Below are 16,690 nucleotides of genomic sequence, written 5' to 3' on the forward strand. Positions count from 1 at the left end.
CACTTCGACAACGGACACCTGCAGGACGATGGCATCACGCTCCACCGACTGCGCGTAGGGCGGGACGAGGACCTGCCTTCCTGAGGCTTTCGAGGCACGCCTCCACGCTCCTCTGAAGGCTCTCCAATTTCTCGACCATATCGGCCTCGTACATGTCGGCCAAATCGTTCAGATCCAGTTGCTCGAACGCTTTCGAAGCCTTCTGTACATTGCTGTAGAACCTGGCCTGACGCTCCCGAATGTTGACTGCCGGGTCAGCCTTGATCGACTCGGCGATGAGCTGCTGGACAGTCTCGTACGCCTCAGTGATTGACTCAGCCGGGTTGACGTCCGCCAAGTGCTCAATTTGTGCCAATTGGCGCTCTGCTTCGGATTTCACCTCAACGGAGGCTTCGATGATCTGGCCCGCTGGGGTTTTAAAATTCCCCTGCTCCGCGATCTTGCGGACATAGTCGAGCTGGTCTGTCCGCCTAGTCTCTGCAGCCACTGCCTTCTTCAGCTGAGGGACTTCAGCTACGGTCCGTGCCATGGCAGCCTGAAGTTCTGGGTCTTCCCCTAGCCTTTGCATCAAGGCTTCGCGTGCAGCTTCTGCCGTCTTTGCGTCCGCGAGAATTGCAGTCCGGAGGTCGCTCGGATGATGGGCAACGTGGAGAGCCCCCACGAAGCTGGTGCCCGCCGCCTCGGCCTCCGCAGCAATGTTCTGGCGCCTATCTGTGCTGCGTTCGGCGCTCGTGAAATATTCACTCCACGTTTCACCATCGGGCAGTTCGACATCTACACCGGGGGCGAGATCCTCAGAGGCTGGAACGACACGAGCCTCTGCCGCACGCTCCCACGCCCGGTAGAAACGCATCACACGAGAGGGTTTTGTTCCTGCCATGTCAGCAAAATCCTTTGCCGACACCTTCGTAACCTCATTGTTCTCGTCAAGAGAAGATCCCGACTTCTTCCCCTGCCCTGAGCCCGGTTGGACGTTACGAGCCACCAAGAGGCCGAAGCGCCATCCTCCTGAGCGAGTGTACGCACCAAAGTCGCGTGCGTCGCGCTGGACCAGGTCGATCTCAGCAGCCCGCCGTTCAGGCTCACGCAGGCTATCGACCGGGACGTCAAGCGCTCGCGCGAGCAGGTCGAGTGTGTCCTCATCGTCACCGATGAGACGCACGACGTCATCCAGCGTTCGCCCCAGTCCGCCAGTGGGTGCCGTGGTTACGAACGACTCGAAGGTGTTGTGTGTAACCTCCTCGCCCCGAGGTGTCGTGAACTGTCGCCACGATCCTTCTTCCAGCACACGCCGGATCAAGCCTGGGGCGGTCTCCATCCCGTTGAGAGTGGAACGGACAGACGAACTTAGGACGTTGACCAACACGGCGTTACCGTCTGATCGGCTCATTCTTCCTCCTTCAACCAGCCGTCCAGCATGTCAACTCGCTTGTAAAGCGAATCCAGCGGGGCATCGGTGACCTTGTTGCCCAAATGTTGGTTCATTTCGCTGTGGATGTGCGAGTGAGGGACGCCCCTCATGATCGACAGCTTGCTGACCTTCCTCCTAATCAATAGCCGGACATCCTTCTTCCGGTCGGAGAGTGTCGCGTGCGTGGGCGTCGCGTTCCGTTGGTGGGGCACAGGGGTTGCTTGGCCACCGAGGCGAAGAACGAGTGCAACGGCTTCGGGAGTCATACTTCGCGGGAGGGCAGATCCGGCAGCACTCAATACAGCTTCGGCCTTAACCTTCTCCTCCGTTGTGATGGCCTCACCATTCGCGATGGTGGCGTGATGCCTTGCAATCGAGGATCCGATCACCTCGATGGTCGGGATCAGTGACGGAGGTTTATCGGGATCGTCGTCACCTTCCTGGGACTCACGGACCCGCTTCTCCTCATCGGCCAGCACCGCGTCCACGGTCTTCTCAATGTCTCTCGCATACGACAGAAGCGGCTCAATAGACGGGATGAATACTCGTGCAGTGGTTTCATCCTCTTCGCCCCGCATCCGAACAAAGCGCCCGACCACTTGGATAAAGAACATCTGCGTGCGTACACGCGAGGCGTATACACCTACCGCGAGTCGCGGAATATCCACGCCCTCGGCCACCATCTGCACCGCAATGATCCATTGCTGACTGGAGGCAGCAAATTCCTTGATGACCTTGGATGCCTCGGGATCGTCCGACACGGCGATAGCTGGTCGCTCGCCCGTAATTCGTTCGAGAATCGCAGCGTAGGCGCGTGCAGCGCTCTGGTCACTGGCGACCACCAGGCCACCTGCATCCGGGGTGTCGATTCGAGCCTGCGTCAAGGCGGCATGTGCTTCAGTGAGTACTGAAGGAATCCACTCTCCGTTCCAATCAAGGGCTGCGCGCAGCGCAGGGGGGACAGTCTTCTCGTCGGTCTCGGCCAGAGTGATGGACGTGGTGGCCAGCTCGCCAGAACGACGCCACTTGGACTCACCGTCCATGGCCGGAAAGACTGCCGGACGCACCACGCCGCCGTCTGCTAGGGCCATACCATAGTCGTAGTTGTACCCGGGCATGGCGCGACCGTTCTCGTAGTGCACGAACGGGATCGGTTTTGCATCGCTACGAAACGGGGTTCCGGAGAGCAGTAGCCTGCGAGTGGCGAGCTCGAAGGCATCCTTGAGGGCTTGTCCCCAAATGAGGTTCTCTCCGTCGCCTGCGTGATGGATCTCATCGAAGACCACGAGGGCGCGGTCGGAAGTCAACTTGCGCCACAGGAGCGGCGAGGACGCTACGGCCTGGTACGTGACCACGACGCCGTCGTAGTCGCTGCCCACGGTCCCATTCTTGTTCACGAAGGTATCGTCGAGCTGCACTCCCTTTTTGTGGGCGGCTTCAGCCCACTGACGGCGCAGATGTGCAGTGGGAACCACCACCACGAGGCGACTGATAGTCCTCTGCTCGATCAGATCCTGAGCAATGGTCAGTGCGAAGGTGGTCTTACCCGCTCCTGGAGTGGCCACGACCAGGAAGTTGCCGCTCTCGCCGCCATTACGGCCGTGGTAGCGCTCACGAGCCTCCTGCTGCCACTCGCGCAGTCCGAACGCATCTGCCATAGAAGTCGTTCCCTTCTTCACGTTGCACCCCGGGCAGAGCGCCTGCCCATTCACGACGTCCGTTGGTCCACCTTTGGACCACGCTTGCACGTGGTCTCCGTGCCAGCCCGGAGGCAGCTCTTGACCGCATCCTGAGCACTGCCCGTCGGCGGCGAGGAACAACGCGACGCGCTCATCGCTGTTGAACGCCCGCCGCCGGTCACGAGGCCCGTCAGAGACTCCTGTCATAACTCCGCAGAGTATCCGCCAGGTCTGACAACGGGCCCTGGAAGTCTGGGAACTGATGGGCCGACCCTGCCAGTTGTGGATCACCAAGGCGGGAGCGGCGCTGTCTTCTGTACCACTCCGGTTCCTGCGCTGCCGGGTGGCGGGCCGGCAGGGGTGCCCTGCGGTGCGGGACTAACCGCCTCATATATGACCGAACATGACCACGCGACATGACAGGCTCGTCGTCCCGCTACGAAGCGATCTTGCTGTCAGTCCTCACAAGGAGTTGCTATCAGCAGCACCTCGCGATGGGCCTTCGGCTGAGATGAGTGTGCCTGGGCAGCGATGGCGATGGCGTGAGCGGACGTATCAAGAGCCGTCGCAAGCTGGACAAAACGTCTCGTGCATGGCGCCGACTTGCCAGAACGGTGCCGCGCGGCACAACCGCCTTCGATCATGGGTTCGTGGTGCTTGCGAGCCTCGATCGGTCGGTGCACGGACCGAGTGGTACTCGCTGATGATCACGTGAGTCCTGGGCGGGCAGCCGGACCGTGTGGGGCCGGCCTACCGTCCACGCTCTCTTGCAGCGGCACGTGAGCCAGTCCTGGCAGTCCGCACGCAGTCCGCAAGACGCCCGATCAAGACCGTTGCACCCCATCGCCAGCCATCACCAAAAGGTCAGGTCGGCGACCTGCGGCACCTATCGCCTCTGGTCACCGGCCTGGCTCATTACTAGGAGACCCAAGAAGGCCGCCACTGTATCCAGAGTCTGGACAAGGAGCGAGGGCCGCTACCCCGACTAGGGGGTAGCGGCCCTCGCTGTCATTCCTGACATCAAGTCAGGGGATTAGTCGAGCGGTGCACACCGGGTGCACAAGGGGGTGGAAGGTAGGCGGTGACAGCGAGAACTGCTGAGAAGAGTTTTCGCAGGTCACAGCACGTTTTCAGGGCTTCCGCCCAGGCCGCCCGGCCTCGCCTCTTAGATGTCGAAGTACATCTCGAACTCGTGCGGGTGCGGGCGGAGCTGGATCGGGGCGATTTCGTTGGTGCGCTTGTAGTCGATCCAGGTCTCGATCAGGTCGGAGGTGAAGACGCCGCCGGCCTGGAGGTACTCGTTGTCCTGCTCCAGGGCGTCGAGGACGGCCGGGAGGGAGGTCGGGACCTGGGGGACGTTCGCGTGCTCGTCGGGGGCGAGCTCGTAGAGGTCCTTGTCGATCGGCTCGGCGGGCTCGATCTTGTTCTTGACGCCGTCGAGGCCGGCCAGGAGGAGGGCCGAGAAGGCGAGGTACGGGTTCGAGGACGGGTCCGGGGCGCGGAACTCGACGCGCTTGGCCTTCGGGTTGGAGCCCGTGATCGGGATGCGCATGGCGGCGGAGCGGTTGCGCTGGGAGTAGACCAGGTTGACCGGGGCCTCGAAGCCGGGGACCAGGCGGTGGTAGGAGTTCACCGTCGGGTTGGTGAAGGCCAGCAGCGACGGGGCGTGCTTGAGGATGCCGCCGATGTAGTAGCGGGCGGTGTCCGAGAGGCCCGCGTAGCCCTGCTCGTCGTAGAAGAGGGGCTCGCCGCCGGTCCACAGGGACTGGTGGACGTGCATGCCGGAGCCGTTGTCGCCGAAGATCGGCTTCGGCATGAAGGTGGCGGTCTTGCCGTTGCGCCAGGCGACGTTCTTCACGATGTACTTGAAGAGCATCAGGTCGTCGGCGGCGGCGAGCAGCGTGTTGAACTTGTAGTTGATCTCCGCCTGGCCGGCCGTGCCGACCTCGTGGTGCTGGCGCTCGACCTGCAGGCCGGCCTTGTCCAGCTCCAGGGAGATCTCGGCGCGCAGGTCGGCGAAGTGGTCGACCGGCGGGGCCGGGAAGTAGCCGCCCTTGTAGCGGACCTTGTAACCGCGGTTGTCCTCGACCGCACCGGTGTTCCAGGCGCCGGCCTCGGAGTCGATGTGGTAGAAGGACTCGTTCGCGGCGGTGTTGAAGCGCACGCTGTCGAAGACGTAGAACTCCGCCTCCGGGCCGAAGTACGCGGTGTCCGCGATGCCCGTGGAGGCGAGGTAGGCCTCGGCCTTCTTGGCGATGTTGCGCGGGTCACGGCTGTACTGCTCGCCGGTGATCGGGTCGTGGATAAAGAAGTTGATGTTGAGCGTCTTGTCCCGGCGGAAGGGGTCGACACGAGCCGTCGACAGGTCCGCGCGCAGCGCCATGTCGGACTCGTGGATGGCCTGGAAACCGCGGATCGAGGAGCCGTCGAAGGCCAGCTCCTCGGCCGGGTCGAACGCCGCAGCCGGGATCGTGAAGTGCTGCATCACGCCGGGCAGGTCGCAGAACCGGACGTCGACGAACTTGACGTCCTCGTCCGCGATGAACTTCTTGGCGTCGTCGCCGTTCTGGAACATCCAACTCCTCCTAGCCCGCCCGTGAACGGCCGGGGTTGTTTCGGTGGCGCGGTCCCTGTGCGGATTCGTGCAGGCTCCGCAGATGCAGTTCCCATGCAGTGGTGCGCGCTGGGGCCGACCCTAGAGAGACGGGATTTCCCGGGCATGACCCATTTGTTTCGCCGAGGTTAACCGGGATGCGGCCGGTACGTGCTCTGAAACACGGTCGTGGGGCGGATACGGAAACGGATGCGGAAGCGGATACGGCATACGGTGGCGGGGCCGGTGCGTCACACGGACGTGCGACCCCGGGCCGAAGGGAACGAATGCGGGCGCAGTACCTTGGACGGGTGGACAACAGGCAAGCAATCGGCTCATGGCTCTCCGGCCCGCGCGCGGCCGCCGAGGAGATGGGCGTCGACTTCGGGCACCGGGGTGAGCGCCTCGGGCTCCCGGCGGACGGGCCCGGCTCCATCGCCCCGCTCGGACGGCGCTTCGGCGCCGTTTTCATCGACTGGGCGCTGTGCATGCTCATCGCCTACGCCCTCCTCGCGGACGGCAAGCCCCAGCAGACGGGCAACTGGGCCCTGCTGATCTTCTTCGTACTCAGTGTCGTCACTGTCGGTACGGTCGGCTGCACCCCCGGCAAGCGCCTCCTCGGGCTGCGCGTCGTCAGCGAGGGCGGCGGACGCCTCTCGCTGCCCCGCGTCCTGTTCCGCAGCGTACTCCTCGCCGTCGTCATCCCGGCCGTCATCTGGGACCGCGACACCCGCGGCCTGCACGACCGCCTCGCCCGCGCCGTACAGGTGCGGATCTGACCGACCGCACACACATCACAAAGAGGGCGGGGCGGATCCGAAAGGATCCGCCCCGCCCTCTTCGATTTCCCGCCGTCCGCGCCTCAGCGGCCCTTCGGCGCCCGCATGCCCTTGGGCATCGGGCCCTTCGGGATCGGCATGTTCTTCATGGGATCGCCCATCGCCCGCAGGCGGTCGGTGGTCGCCGTGACCTTGTCGCCGGGGACCACGCGCGGCAGCTTGGCCAGCGTCGTGCGCATCTTCTTCAGCGGCAGCTGGCCCTCGCCGTTGCCGATGATGAAGTCGTGCACGGGGACGTCCGTCACGATGCGCGCCATCTTGCGCTTCTCGGCCGCCAGCAGGCCCTTGACCCGGCCGGGGTTGCCCTCGCCGATGAGGACGATGCCGGCCTTGCCGACGGCCCGGTGGACCATGTCCTCGTCACGGTTGAAGGCGACGGCGGTCGTGGTCGTCCACTGCCGGCCCATCTGCTGCTCCAGGATGGATGCGGCAGCGCCCCGCACGCCCTCCATCTTGCTGTTGTAGGCGCGCTGGGCGCGCTGGCCGAAGACGATCGCCATCGCGAGGAACGCCAGCAGGACGCCCAGAAGGCCCAGGTAGACCGGGTGGCCGATCGCGAAGCCCACGGCGAGCAGGACACCGAGGGTCACGATGCCCACGGCAGCGACGACGAGACCGACCTTCGGGTCAGCCTCTCGCGTCATCTTGTACGACAGGACGATCTGCTGCAGTCGCCCCTGCTTCTCAGGTGTTGCCTTCCTCGCCATAAGGCGAAGTTTACGTCGCCTGCGGACCGGGGGCCGCCACGGCCTCCAGCACGTGCTGCGCCTCGCGCCTGTCCTTGGCGCGGCGGCGGTCCTCCAGCACCGCGGTCCAGGCGTTGCGCCGGGCGGTGCGCTGGCCGCCGCGCATCAGCAGCCCCTCCAGGGCCCGCAGGGCCCCGGTGACGGACGGGGGCCGGACGGAGAGCGTCGCGGGGAGGGTGGAAGCGGCGCGGGTGGCTGTCGCCATCGCTGCCTGGGCGGGCGCGGCCTGCATGTCGTTGTCCCCTCGGGAGCGGAAGTGAATCATTGGGCAGCGGGGGGCTGGCGGTGCGTACCGACGGAGAAGTGTGCTGGGAAACGCCGTGCATGGGAACTGCTGTGCGTGCCCCTATCGTCACCGAACGGTGTTACCAACGCATGACCTCTCGGTCAAACACCTATGAAACGTTGACGCGGCCCGCATCGTCCCCACCGTCGTACGGGGGGTGATGCGGGCCGCGTCCAATGCCGTGCCGGGAGGCCGTCTCTGCAGGTCGGAGCCGGTCAGACCGCCTGGGCGGAGGGTGCCGCCGCGCGCCGCTCCATCGCCTGCTGGTAGAGGCGGCCGGCGCGGTACGACGAACGGACCAGGGGGCCGGACATGACGCCGGCGTAGCCGATCTCCTCGGCCTCCTGCTTCAGCTCGACGAACTCCTGCGGCTTCACCCAGCGCTCCACCGGGTGGTGCCGCGGCGACGGCCGCAGGTACTGGGTGATCGTGATGAGTTCGCAACCCGCCTCGTGCAGGTCGCGCAGGGCCTCGGTGACCTCGGCCCGCTCCTCGCCCATGCCCAGGATCAGGTTGGACTTGGTCACCAGGCCGGCCTCGCGGGCCTTGGTGATGACCTCCAGCGAGCGCTCGTAGCGGAAGCCGGGGCGGATGCGGCGGAAGATCCGGGGGACGGTCTCGACGTTGTGCGCGAAGACCTCGGGGCGCGAGGCGAAGACCTCGTCCAGCAGCTCGGGGACCGCGTTGAAGTCCGGCGCGAGCAGCTCGACCTTGGTGCGGCCGGCCTCGCGGCCGGCGGTCTGCAGGTGGATCTGGCGCACGGTCTCGGCGTACAGCCAGGCGCCGCCGTCCGCCAGGTCGTCGCGGGCGACGCCGGTGATCGTGGCGTAGTTCAGGTCCATCGTGACGACCGACTCGCCGACGCGGCGCGGCTCGTCACGGTCCAGGGCCTGGGGCTTGCCGGTGTCGATCTGGCAGAAGTCGCAGCGCCGGGTGCACTGGTCGCCGCCGATGAGGAACGTCGCCTCGCGGTCTTCCCAGCACTCGTAGATGTTGGGGCAGCCCGCCTCCTGGCAGACGGTGTGCAGACCCTCGCGCTTCACCAGGCCCTGCAGCTCGGTGTACTCGGGGCCCATCTTCGCCCGGGTCTTGATCCACTCGGGCTTGCGCTCGATGGGGGTCTGGGCGTTCCGGACCTCCAAGCGCAGCATCTTGCGTCCGTCGGGTGCGACTGCCGACACGTCCGGCTCCCTATGGCTTCGATTCTTCGGCGGACACCAGGGTACGCCCGATATTTCCTACGCTCTTACTCGTATGCCCAAGGCAACTCATGGAACCCGGGCCACATTCCCCCCACGGCCCCCACCGGCCGGCGCCGGCCCGGCTAGCCCGCCGCGGTCTCCACGACCCGCGGCAGCGGCTCCGCCGTCTCCAGGATCTCCCGCAGGTGCTTCTCCACCACGGGCAGGACCTCGGCCACGGACACCCGCCGGCCCAGCTCGTTCGAGAGCGAGGTCACGCCGGCGTCCCGGATGCCGCAGGGCACGATCCGGTCGAACCAGGTGTTGTCAGGATCACAGTTCAGCGCGAAGCCGTGCATCGTGACGCCCTTGGCGATCCGGATGCCGATCGCGGCCAGCTTGCGGTCCTCGCGGCGCTGGCCGGCGTTCGAAGGGGCGTACTCCGGGCCGTTCAGCCGGGGGTCGAACTCCTCGTCCGTCAGCCGGGGGTCGAAGTCCAGGGACAGGCCGCCGATGGCCGGGCGCTGCTCGACGGGGTCGCCCAGCACCCAGACGCCGCTGCGGCCCTCGACGCGCGTGGTCTCCAGGCCCAGCTCGGCGCAGGCGCGGATGAGCGCCTCCTCCAGCCGGCGGACGTGGGCGATCACGTCCACGGGGCGCGGGAGCTTGAGGATGGGATAGCCGACGAGCTGTCCCGGGCCGTGCCAGGTGATCTTTCCGCCGCGGTCGACGTCGACGACGGGCGTGCCGTCCAGGGGGCGCTCGCTGTCCTCCGTGCGCCGTCCCGCGGTGTAGACCGCCGGGTGCTCCAGCAGCAGGCAGGTGTCCGGGACCTCGTCCGCGAACCGGGCGGCGTGGACCCGGCGCTGCTCCTGCCAAGCCTCCTGATACTCGACGGCGTCCGCCCCGAAGCCCAGGTGGACGAAGCGCAGCTCATTCACGGCGGCTCCTCAGCTCCTCTTCGACTCTGCTCCGACTGTGCCGTGCCCCCGTACGCCCCCGGTGAGGGCGCGCAGGTGGCGCGTATGGCGCGTATGGGTGCATCTCGCGTGAATTCCCACGCTCTCGACGCGCCCTTGCCACTGTACGGCGGTCCGCGGACATCGCCGCAGGCGGGCGGGGCGCCGCGGGCGGAGGGCCGGTGGGGTCCGGACCGCCCTCCGGGTGTATTTGATCTGTCCTCACACGATCGGATGAATGCGGGGCGAAGGGAGCGATCAGGGCGTTGAGGACCGCTAAGTTCGCGCCGTTCCAGAACGAGATCAGGGAGACCGGCAGGCTGATGACGGAACGACCCCCGCAGCGCATCCCCAATCGTCAGCTCGCCGCGTTGATCGCGGAGGCGGGCTTCTCCAACGCAGGGCTGGCTCGGCGAGTCGATCAGTTAGGGCTTGAGCACGGCCTCGACCTGCGTTACGACAAGACGTCCGTCACCCGCTGGCTGCGCGGCCAGCAGCCCCGGGGCACCACCCCGGCGCTGATCGCCGAGGTGTTCACCCGGCGGCTCGGGCGGCGGCTGTCCGCGCAGGACCTGGGGCTGGACGCCTGCGCCCCGGTGTACGCCGGGCTCGAATTCGCCGCGTCCCCGGAGGAGGCCATCGACATCGTCAGCGGCCTCTGGCGCAAGGACTCCGGCAGCCACACCGAGCTCCGGAAGATCGCCTTCACCCCGGCCGGGCTGGTGGTGCCCAGCCGGGACTGGCTGATCGGCCGGGCCGACGAGCGCGTGGCCCGCGGTGCCCCCGCCTCCGAGGGCGGCCGCGTGCCCGCCCAGGGGCGCGGCCACCCGCCCCGCCCGCGGCACGTCGAGCGCGGCCCCGGCGGCCGGGTCTCGATGGGCGACATCGCCGCGCTGCGCTCGGTCGGCGAGCTCTTCCGCACGCTCGACCACGCCTACGGCGGCGGGCACGCCCGCCAGGCCCTCGTGCGCTACCTGGAGCACGAGGCCGAGCCGATGCTGCGCGGCACGTACGGGGAGGCGACGGGGCGGCGGCTCTTCGCCGCCGTCGCCGACCTCACCCGGCTCGCCGGATGGACGTCGTACGACATCGCCGCGCACGGTCTGGCGCAGCGGTACTTCGTCCAGGCGCTGCGGCTCGCCCAGGCCGCGGGGGACCGCGCCTACGGCAGCTACGTGCTGGTCACCATGAGCCGGCAGGCCGTCTATCTCGGCCACGGCCGGGAGGCGGTGCAGCTGGCCAGGGTCGCCCAGCAGGGCATCGGGTCCAGCGCCCCGTCCGTCGTGCAGTCGCTGCTGCACGCGGTGGAGGCGCGCGGGCACGGCGTCCTCGGCGAGGTACGGGCCTGCTCGGCGTCGCTGGCGCGGGCGGAGCGGGCGCTGGAGTCCTCCCGGCCGGGGGACGACGTGCCGTACTGGGCCCGGTTCTTCGACGAGGCCCAGCTGGCGGACGAGTTCGGGCACTGCCACCGCGACCTCCAGCAGTACCGGGCCGCCGCGCAGCACGCGGAGCGCTCCCTGCAGCTGCGCAGCCAGGCGTACGCCCGCAGCAGGCTCTTCTGCCGCGTGGTGCTGGCCACGGCGCGGCTGGGCCTGGGCGAGCTGGAGCAGGCGTGCCAGCTGGGCGCGGAGGCGGCGCAGGCGGCGGCCGAGATGCGGTCGGTGCGGGCGCTGGAGTACATCCGCGACTTCGAGCGGAGGCTGGAGCCGTACCGGGACGCGGCGGCGGTCCGGGCGTACCGGGAGAAGGTGGCGGCGCTTTAGCCTGCGGGGTCCCCTGGCCGGGTGGGCGCGGCGCCGCCGGGTTCGCCTGCGGCGGGGCTGATACGTCGGCTCGGCCAGGGGTCGCTCGGCACCGCCGGGGTCCCCGGTGGGGGCTGGGCGCCGTCGCGGCGGGTTCAAGAGGCTCTGCCTCTTGAACTCCGGTGTCCTGCCTGCGGCAGGCGGCCTCTTGCCGCAGGCAAGATCGATCCGCCGTCGCGGCGAGCAGCCTCGACCGGAGGTGCTCGGTGGTGGGGTTCCGGCCTCCGGTGCTCGGCACCGCCGGGGTCCCCGGTGGGGGCTGAGCGCCGTCGCGGCGGGTTCAAGAGGCCAGGCCTCTTGGGCTCCGGGGCGCTGCCTCCGGCGGGCGGTCTCTTGCCGCAGGCGAGACCGACCCGCCTGCCGCGGCGGGCAACCCGACCGGAGGAGCCGGGCGGTGGGGCCTCCTTCCTGCGGCAGGCGGCCTCTTGTCGCAGGCAAGATCATCCCGCCGCCGCGGCGAGCAACCCCCACCGGAGGTGACCGGCGGTGCCGTGCCGGGCTCGGCCCGGCTATGCCGCCTGCAGTTCCTCCGTGTCCTGTGGGGCCCGGATGCCCAGGTCCCGTAGGACTGCCAGCGCGGCCCTTCGGCCTGAGAACAGTGCTCCCTGGACCGTGCTGGTGTCGCGGTGGTCGCCGCAGACGTACAGGCCCGACAGCAGCCGCACCGGGCGGCGCACGTCGTGGGGTGCCGGCATGGCCGGAACCGCTTCCGGGTCGTGGTGGGCCGCGAGGAGCTGCCAGTCGGCGGCCGGGGCGCCGTAGACGCGGGCGAGCTGGGCGCGCGCGGCGCGGTCGAGCTCGGCGAGGGGCAGGCCCGCGGCCGCGCCCAGCACGGTCGAGGTGATCAGGGGCCGCCCGGCGGGCGCCCGCGAGGGGTCCACCTCGCTGGTCACCATCGTGTGGGCGACCGGCCCGCGGCGGCCCGCGGCGATGATGAGCGAGGCCTCGCGCAGCGGCGGTTCGTCCGCGGTGTGGTGGAGCACGGTCACCGGGTGGAAGCCGGGCAGCCGCAGGCCGGGGATGAGTTCGGCGGCGGCGCGCGCACCCGTGGCCACGACGACCGAGCGGCACCGCAGGACGCCGTGCTCGGCGGTGGTCACGGAGGTGGTGCAGGCGGCCTTGGCGTGGACGCCGGTGCGCACCGTGCCGGGCGGCAGCAGGTCCGCCAGCAGCGCCGGTACGGTGTCGGCCCCGCCGGCCGGCAGACAGAGGCGGCCGCGCGCGTAGCCCCGCAGGACGAGGTCGGCGCAGCGGCTGGACGTGGTCAGCTCCGGATCGCACAGCAGGGACGCCAGCAGGGGCCGCAGGAACACCTCGACGGTGCGGGCGGGCAGGCCGCGGCCGGCGAGCGTCTCGGCGGTGGGCCGGTCGGGCCGGGCGAGGACGCGGTGGGCGGGCAGGGCGGCGAGGCGGCCCAGCGCGGTGCCCAGCCGGGCCTGGTCGAGGCCGCCGGCCCGGGACGCGCGCGCCGCGGTCGCGAGGGCCCGTGCCGTGGTGAACGCGCGCTTGGCCGTCCGGGGTTCGGCCGTGCGCTGGTTGCGCCCGTCGGCGTGGACGAGGACCCCCGGCGTGAACGGCTTCAGGGTGAGCGCGTCGAGGCCGGGGGTGCGGAGGAGCTCCGGGAAGGAGGTGTTGAGCAGCTGGGCCGTGCGGTCCAGCCGGAAGCCGTCGGCCCGGTCGGTGGCCATCCGCCCGCCGACGTGGGGGGCGGCCTCCAGAACGGCGACCGTAACCCCTGCGGCCGTGAGCCGGTGCGCCGCCGAGAGCCCGGCGAGGCCGGCTCCCACGATGACGATGTCGGCGTCGATAGCGGTGTCGCGTGCGCTGCTGAGCACGTGCCCTCCCGGGTTCGGTCCGCTCGCTCGGTGCCCTGATGCCCTCAACGGGCCGTGGCGATGCGCGATTTGACTTGACCGTAGAGAGAAATTCGGTCAATAACAGTCGCGCACGGACAGGGCACGGTCGCACGGTGGGTAGCACGGCCGCCGGCCGCGTGCGCGGTCCGTGGTCAGTGTGTGTCCGCCAGCGCCGCTCGTACGGCGCTCTCGACGTCCGGGAAGGTGAAGGAGAACCCGGAGTCCAGCAGCCGCCGGGGCACGACCCGCTGACTGCCCAGCACGTCCGTGGCCATTTCGCCGAGGGCCAGCCGGAGCAGCGGGGCGGGCGCGGGGAGGAGCGCCGGGCGGTGCAGCACGCGCCCCATCACCTCGGTCACCTGACGGTTGGTGACCGGATGGGGGGCGGTGAGGTTGACGGGCCCGGCCACGTCGTCGGCCTCCAGGAGGTGGCGGAGCGCGGCGACGTGGTCCTGCAGGGCGATGAAGCTCCAGTACTGCCGCCCGTTGCCGAGGCGCCCCCCGAGGCCCGCCCGGAAGAGCGGGAAGAGCTTGCCCCACGCGCCGCCCTCGCGGGCCACGACCAGCCCGGTGCGCGCGAAGACGGTCCGTACGCCGGCTTCGGCGGCGGCCGCGGCCGCGTCCTCCCACTCCTGGCAGACGCCGGCGAGGAAGCCTTGCCCGGGCGGGGTGCCCTCGTCGGCGAGCCGGTCGCCGGTGTCGCCGTAGATCCCGATCGCGCTGCCGCTGACGAGCACGCGCGGCGGGGTGTCGAGGGAGGCGACGGCCTCGGCGATCGCGGCGGTGCCGAGGACGCGGCTGTCCCGGATCTCCTTCTTGTAGGAGGGCGTCCAGCGGTGGTCGCCGACGCCCGCGCCCGCCAGGTGCACCACGCCCGTGCAGCCGGCGAGGCCGGAGGTGTCGACGGTCTGCCGCAGGGGGTCCCAGGAGACCTCGCCCCGCGCGCGGGCTTCGCGCCGCACGAGGCGTACCACCTCGTGGCCGTCCGCCCGCAGGGAGCGCACGAGCGCCGTGCCGATGAGCCCGGTGGAACCGGTGATCGCGATCCGCATACGCCTCATCCTGCCCCCGGGTCCCGAAAAAATGGCAGAGGGGTCGCGGGGCGCGCCTGGCACAGTGGCCCCATGGTGAATCCGATCATCCGTCCGGCCACCGAGGCCGACGGCACAGTCCTCGCCGAGCTGGACCGGCGCACGTGGTCCCCCCTGCACGCGGTGCAGCCGCGGCCCGAGCCGCCGTACGAACCGTTCTTCACCGAGCGGAACCGGCCGGAGCACATCCTGGTGGCCGAGGCCGGCGACCGGCTCGCGGGCTACATACGGCTCGTGGTGCCCACGCCGCTCGCCTGCAACGCCCACGTGCGCCAGATCCAGGGGCTCGCGGTGGACGACGACTTCCGCGGGCAGGGCGTCGCCCGGACGCTGCTGCGCGCGGCGGGCGAGGAGGCCCTGCGGCAGGGGGCGGTCCGGCTCACGCTGCGGGTGCTCGGGCACAACTCGCCCGCCCGGAGCCTGTACGCCTCGGAGGGCTTCGCCGTGGAGGGCGTGCTGCCGGGGGAGTTCCTGCTGGAGGGCGGCTACGTGGACGACGTGCTGATGGGGCGCTCCCTCACCCCCTGAGCACGCGCCTACTCCCTGAAGCGCTCCCACAGCGCGGGGAACCGCTCGGCGAGCGCCGCCTCGTCCTCCGGGTCGACGGGCGTGCCGAGCGGCTCCGCCGGCTGGTCGGGCAGCCCCAGGTCCGGGGTCTCGGCCCCGGTGAGCTGTTCGTACGCCTCGTCGGCCGCGTAGCCGAGGTCCTCGCCGTCCCCGTCGACCTCCTCGTCGAAGTCCTCCAGGAGCTCGGCGAGCCGGTCCGGGTCGTGCATCGCCCCTTCGAACACCTCCCGGCCCTGGCCGATCAGCCAGCACCGGAAGTAGTCGAAGACGTCGTCGCTCGCGCCGTTCAGCATGACCGCCGCCGCGCCCCACAGGTCCCACAGGTAGGCGCGGTTGTAGCGGGACTCGAAGTGCCGGGCGAAGTCCACCACGCGCTCGGGGTCGAGCTGCATCAGCCGCTCGACCAGCAGGTCCGCCTGGTCCTCGGCGTCGCCCTCGGCGGCCTCGCGCGTGGTGTCGATCAGTTCCCAGAACTCCGTCTCGTCCACGCCACCAGCATCGGGCCAAGCACCGGCCCCCGCACGCGGAGCGGGGCGGATGCGGCCGTCTCGTTATCGGGGCGTGCCACCGGGCGCGGTGTGACGTGTGAAACAGGACAGAGGGTGTCTTGTTTCGGTGACAGGGTCACGACCGTACCGAGGAGAGGAGACCCGAGGACATGGGTACGGAGACGCAGAGGCGCACGCAGGCTCAGGCGCAGGACGACCGGCCGCTCGCGGGCAAGGTCGCGCTCGTGGCGGGGGCCACCCGCGGCGCGAGCCGCGCGATGGCGGTCGAGCTCGGCAGGGCCGGTGCGGTCGTCTACGTGACCGGCCGGACCACGCGCGGCCACCGCAGCGAGGTCGGGCGGTCCGAGACCGTCGAAGGGACGGCCGAGCTGGTGACCGGGGCAGGGGGGACGGGGATCGCCGTCCCCACCGACCACCTGGAGCCGGCGCAGGTGGAGGCGCTCGTACAGCGCATCGACCGTGACCACGGGCGGCTCGACGTGCTCGTCAACGGCCTGTGGGGAGGCGACCACCTCGTCGGCTTCCCCGACGCCTTCAGCAGGAAGATGTGGGAGCACGACCTGGACGCGGACCTGCGCATCCTGCGGCTCGGCATCGACTCCCACCTGATCACCAGCCGCTTCGCGCTGCCGCTGCTGACGCGGCGGCCCGGCGGGCTGGTGGTCGAGGTGACCGACGGGACGGCCGGGTACAACGCGAACTACCGCGGTCACCTCGCCTTCGACCTCGCCAAGTACGCGCCGATCCGCATGGCTGTGGGGCTCGCCGAGGAGCTCCGGGACCTCGGGTGCACCGCGGTCTGCCTCACGCCGGGATACCTGCGGTCGGAGGCGATGCTGGACACGTACAAGAAGGTGACCGAGGAGACCTGGCGCGACGCCCTGCGGGAGGACCCGCACTTCTGCATCTCGGAGAGCCCGGCCTACGTCGGGCGCGCCGTGGCCGCGCTCGCCGCCGACCCCGAGGTGGCGCGGTGGAACGGGCAGTCGCTGTCCAGCGGACAGCTGGCCCGCGTCTACGGGTTCACCGACACCGACGGGACGCAGCCGGATGCGTGGGGGTACATCACCGCCTTGGAGGCGGGGGAGGAGCCCCAGGAGGCGGACTACCGCTGACGGTGGAGCGGGGGGCCGCGGCGGACCCTGCCCCCGCCGCGCTGAACGCGCGGTGT

Annotated in this window: 14 protein-coding genes and 1 pseudogene; 4 read left to right on the forward strand and 11 right to left on the reverse strand. The window is 69.6% G+C overall.

The genetic code is table 11. From position 1 onward, the window contains the following. Positions 1-34 precede the first annotated feature (34 nt). The 4 genes and pseudogenes from AS857_RS20460 to glnA all read right to left on the reverse strand — a co-directional run bounded on the left by AS857_RS20460 (position 35) and on the right by glnA (position 5,665). Positions 35-1,318, reverse strand: coding sequence for a hypothetical protein (locus tag AS857_RS20460; RefSeq protein WP_245700387.1), 1,284 nt, complete (start codon positions 1,316-1,318; stop codon positions 35-37). A gap of 68 nt (positions 1,319-1,386) precedes the next feature. Then, positions 1,387-3,069: a DEAD/DEAH box helicase gene (locus tag AS857_RS20465; RefSeq protein ID WP_058044736.1), complete on the reverse strand. Its 1,683-nt coding sequence runs from the start codon at positions 3,067-3,069 to the stop codon at positions 1,387-1,389. Positions 3,070-3,087: 18 nt separating this feature from the next. After that, positions 3,088-3,297: pseudogene (locus AS857_RS42415) on the reverse strand (HNH endonuclease); the annotation flags it as partial. Positions 3,298-4,255: 958 nt separating this feature from the next. Further along, complete coding sequence (glnA, locus tag AS857_RS20470) at positions 4,256-5,665, reverse strand: type I glutamate--ammonia ligase (RefSeq protein WP_058044737.1); 1,410 nt, start codon at positions 5,663-5,665, stop codon at positions 4,256-4,258. A gap of 329 nt (positions 5,666-5,994) precedes the next feature. On the opposite strand from glnA, the gene AS857_RS20475 reads away from it, so the two are divergent. Continuing rightward, a complete protein-coding gene (locus AS857_RS20475; RefSeq protein WP_079110529.1) occupies positions 5,995-6,462 on the forward strand; it encodes an RDD family protein in 468 nt (155 codons plus the stop codon). Between the two features lie 83 nt (positions 6,463-6,545). Here AS857_RS20475 and AS857_RS20480 read toward each other — a convergent pair whose 3' ends face one another. From AS857_RS20480 to lipB, 4 genes are all read right to left on the reverse strand, one after another. Then, entirely contained in the window at positions 6,546-7,229 is a 684-nt protein-coding gene (locus AS857_RS20480) for a DUF4191 domain-containing protein (RefSeq protein WP_058044739.1), read from the reverse strand. 10 nt (positions 7,230-7,239) lie between these two features. Continuing rightward, positions 7,240-7,500 (reverse strand): SCO2195 family GlnR-regulated protein, encoded by a 261-nt coding sequence (locus AS857_RS20485; RefSeq protein WP_058044740.1) that lies wholly within the window; start codon positions 7,498-7,500, stop codon positions 7,240-7,242. A gap of 269 nt (positions 7,501-7,769) precedes the next feature. Beyond that, positions 7,770-8,735, reverse strand: a complete 966-nt coding sequence (gene lipA / locus AS857_RS20490; RefSeq protein ID WP_058044741.1) for a lipoyl synthase — start codon at positions 8,733-8,735, stop codon at positions 7,770-7,772. Between the two features lie 143 nt (positions 8,736-8,878). Continuing rightward, positions 8,879-9,676, reverse strand: coding sequence for a lipoyl(octanoyl) transferase LipB (gene lipB / locus AS857_RS20495; RefSeq protein WP_058044742.1), 798 nt, complete (start codon positions 9,674-9,676; stop codon positions 8,879-8,881). 341 nt (positions 9,677-10,017) lie between these two features. Here lipB and AS857_RS20500 point away from each other — a divergent pair, with 341 nt between their 5' ends. Beyond that, positions 10,018-11,457: an NsdA family TPR-like regulatory protein gene (locus AS857_RS20500; protein WP_058046943.1), complete on the forward strand. Its 1,440-nt coding sequence runs from the start codon at positions 10,018-10,020 to the stop codon at positions 11,455-11,457. 548 nt (positions 11,458-12,005) lie between these two features. Here the strand turns inward: AS857_RS20500 and AS857_RS20505 are convergent. Together AS857_RS20505 and AS857_RS20510 are read right to left on the reverse strand one after the other, a co-directional pair. Beyond that, positions 12,006-13,331, reverse strand: a complete 1,326-nt coding sequence (locus AS857_RS20505) for an NAD(P)/FAD-dependent oxidoreductase (RefSeq protein ID WP_058044743.1) — start codon at positions 13,329-13,331, stop codon at positions 12,006-12,008. A gap of 173 nt (positions 13,332-13,504) precedes the next feature. Then, positions 13,505-14,413: a TIGR01777 family oxidoreductase gene (locus AS857_RS20510; protein ID WP_058044744.1), complete on the reverse strand. Its 909-nt coding sequence runs from the start codon at positions 14,411-14,413 to the stop codon at positions 13,505-13,507. Positions 14,414-14,476: 63 nt separating this feature from the next. On the opposite strand from AS857_RS20510, the gene AS857_RS20515 reads away from it, so the two are divergent. Further along, positions 14,477-14,971: a GNAT family N-acetyltransferase gene (locus AS857_RS20515; protein ID WP_058044745.1), complete on the forward strand. Its 495-nt coding sequence runs from the start codon at positions 14,477-14,479 to the stop codon at positions 14,969-14,971. Positions 14,972-14,979: 8 nt separating this feature from the next. Here AS857_RS20515 and AS857_RS20520 read toward each other — a convergent pair whose 3' ends face one another. After that, positions 14,980-15,498 (reverse strand): DUF4240 domain-containing protein, encoded by a 519-nt coding sequence (locus tag AS857_RS20520; RefSeq protein ID WP_058044746.1) that lies wholly within the window; start codon positions 15,496-15,498, stop codon positions 14,980-14,982. 170 nt (positions 15,499-15,668) lie between these two features. Between AS857_RS20520 and AS857_RS20525 the strand changes: the two genes are divergently transcribed. Continuing rightward, positions 15,669-16,634, forward strand: a complete 966-nt coding sequence (locus AS857_RS20525; RefSeq protein ID WP_058044747.1) for an SDR family oxidoreductase — start codon at positions 15,669-15,671, stop codon at positions 16,632-16,634. Positions 16,635-16,690: the final 56 nt, after the last annotated feature.

The sequence above is a fragment of the Streptomyces roseifaciens genome (assembly GCF_001445655.1).
GTDB classification, from domain to species: Bacteria; Actinomycetota; Actinomycetes; order Streptomycetales; family Streptomycetaceae; genus Streptomyces; species Streptomyces aureoversilis.

Bases quoted from the DNA above. Each gene is read 5' to 3' on its own strand.
- AS857_RS20460 (WP_245700387.1), bottom strand. From the start codon at position 1,318: ATGGAGACCGCCCCAGGCTTGATCCGGCGTGTGCTGGAAGAAGGATCG.
- AS857_RS20465 (WP_058044736.1), bottom strand. From the start codon at position 3,069: ATGGCAGATGCGTTCGGACTGCGCGAGTGGCAGCAGGAGGCTCGTGAG.
- glnA (WP_058044737.1), bottom strand. From the start codon at position 5,665: ATGTTCCAGAACGGCGACGACGCCAAGAAGTTCATCGCGGACGAGGAC.
- AS857_RS20480 (WP_058044739.1), bottom strand. From the start codon at position 7,229: ATGGCGAGGAAGGCAACACCTGAGAAGCAGGGGCGACTGCAGCAGATC.
- AS857_RS20485 (WP_058044740.1), bottom strand. From the start codon at position 7,500: ATGCAGGCCGCGCCCGCCCAGGCAGCGATGGCGACAGCCACCCGCGCC.
- AS857_RS20500 (WP_058046943.1), top strand. From the start codon at position 10,018: ATGACGGAACGACCCCCGCAGCGCATCCCCAATCGTCAGCTCGCCGCG.
- AS857_RS20510 (WP_058044744.1), bottom strand. From the start codon at position 14,413: ATGAGGCGTATGCGGATCGCGATCACCGGTTCCACCGGGCTCATCGGC.
- AS857_RS20515 (WP_058044745.1), top strand. From the start codon at position 14,477: ATGGTGAATCCGATCATCCGTCCGGCCACCGAGGCCGACGGCACAGTC.
- AS857_RS20525 (WP_058044747.1), top strand. From the start codon at position 15,669: ATGGGTACGGAGACGCAGAGGCGCACGCAGGCTCAGGCGCAGGACGAC.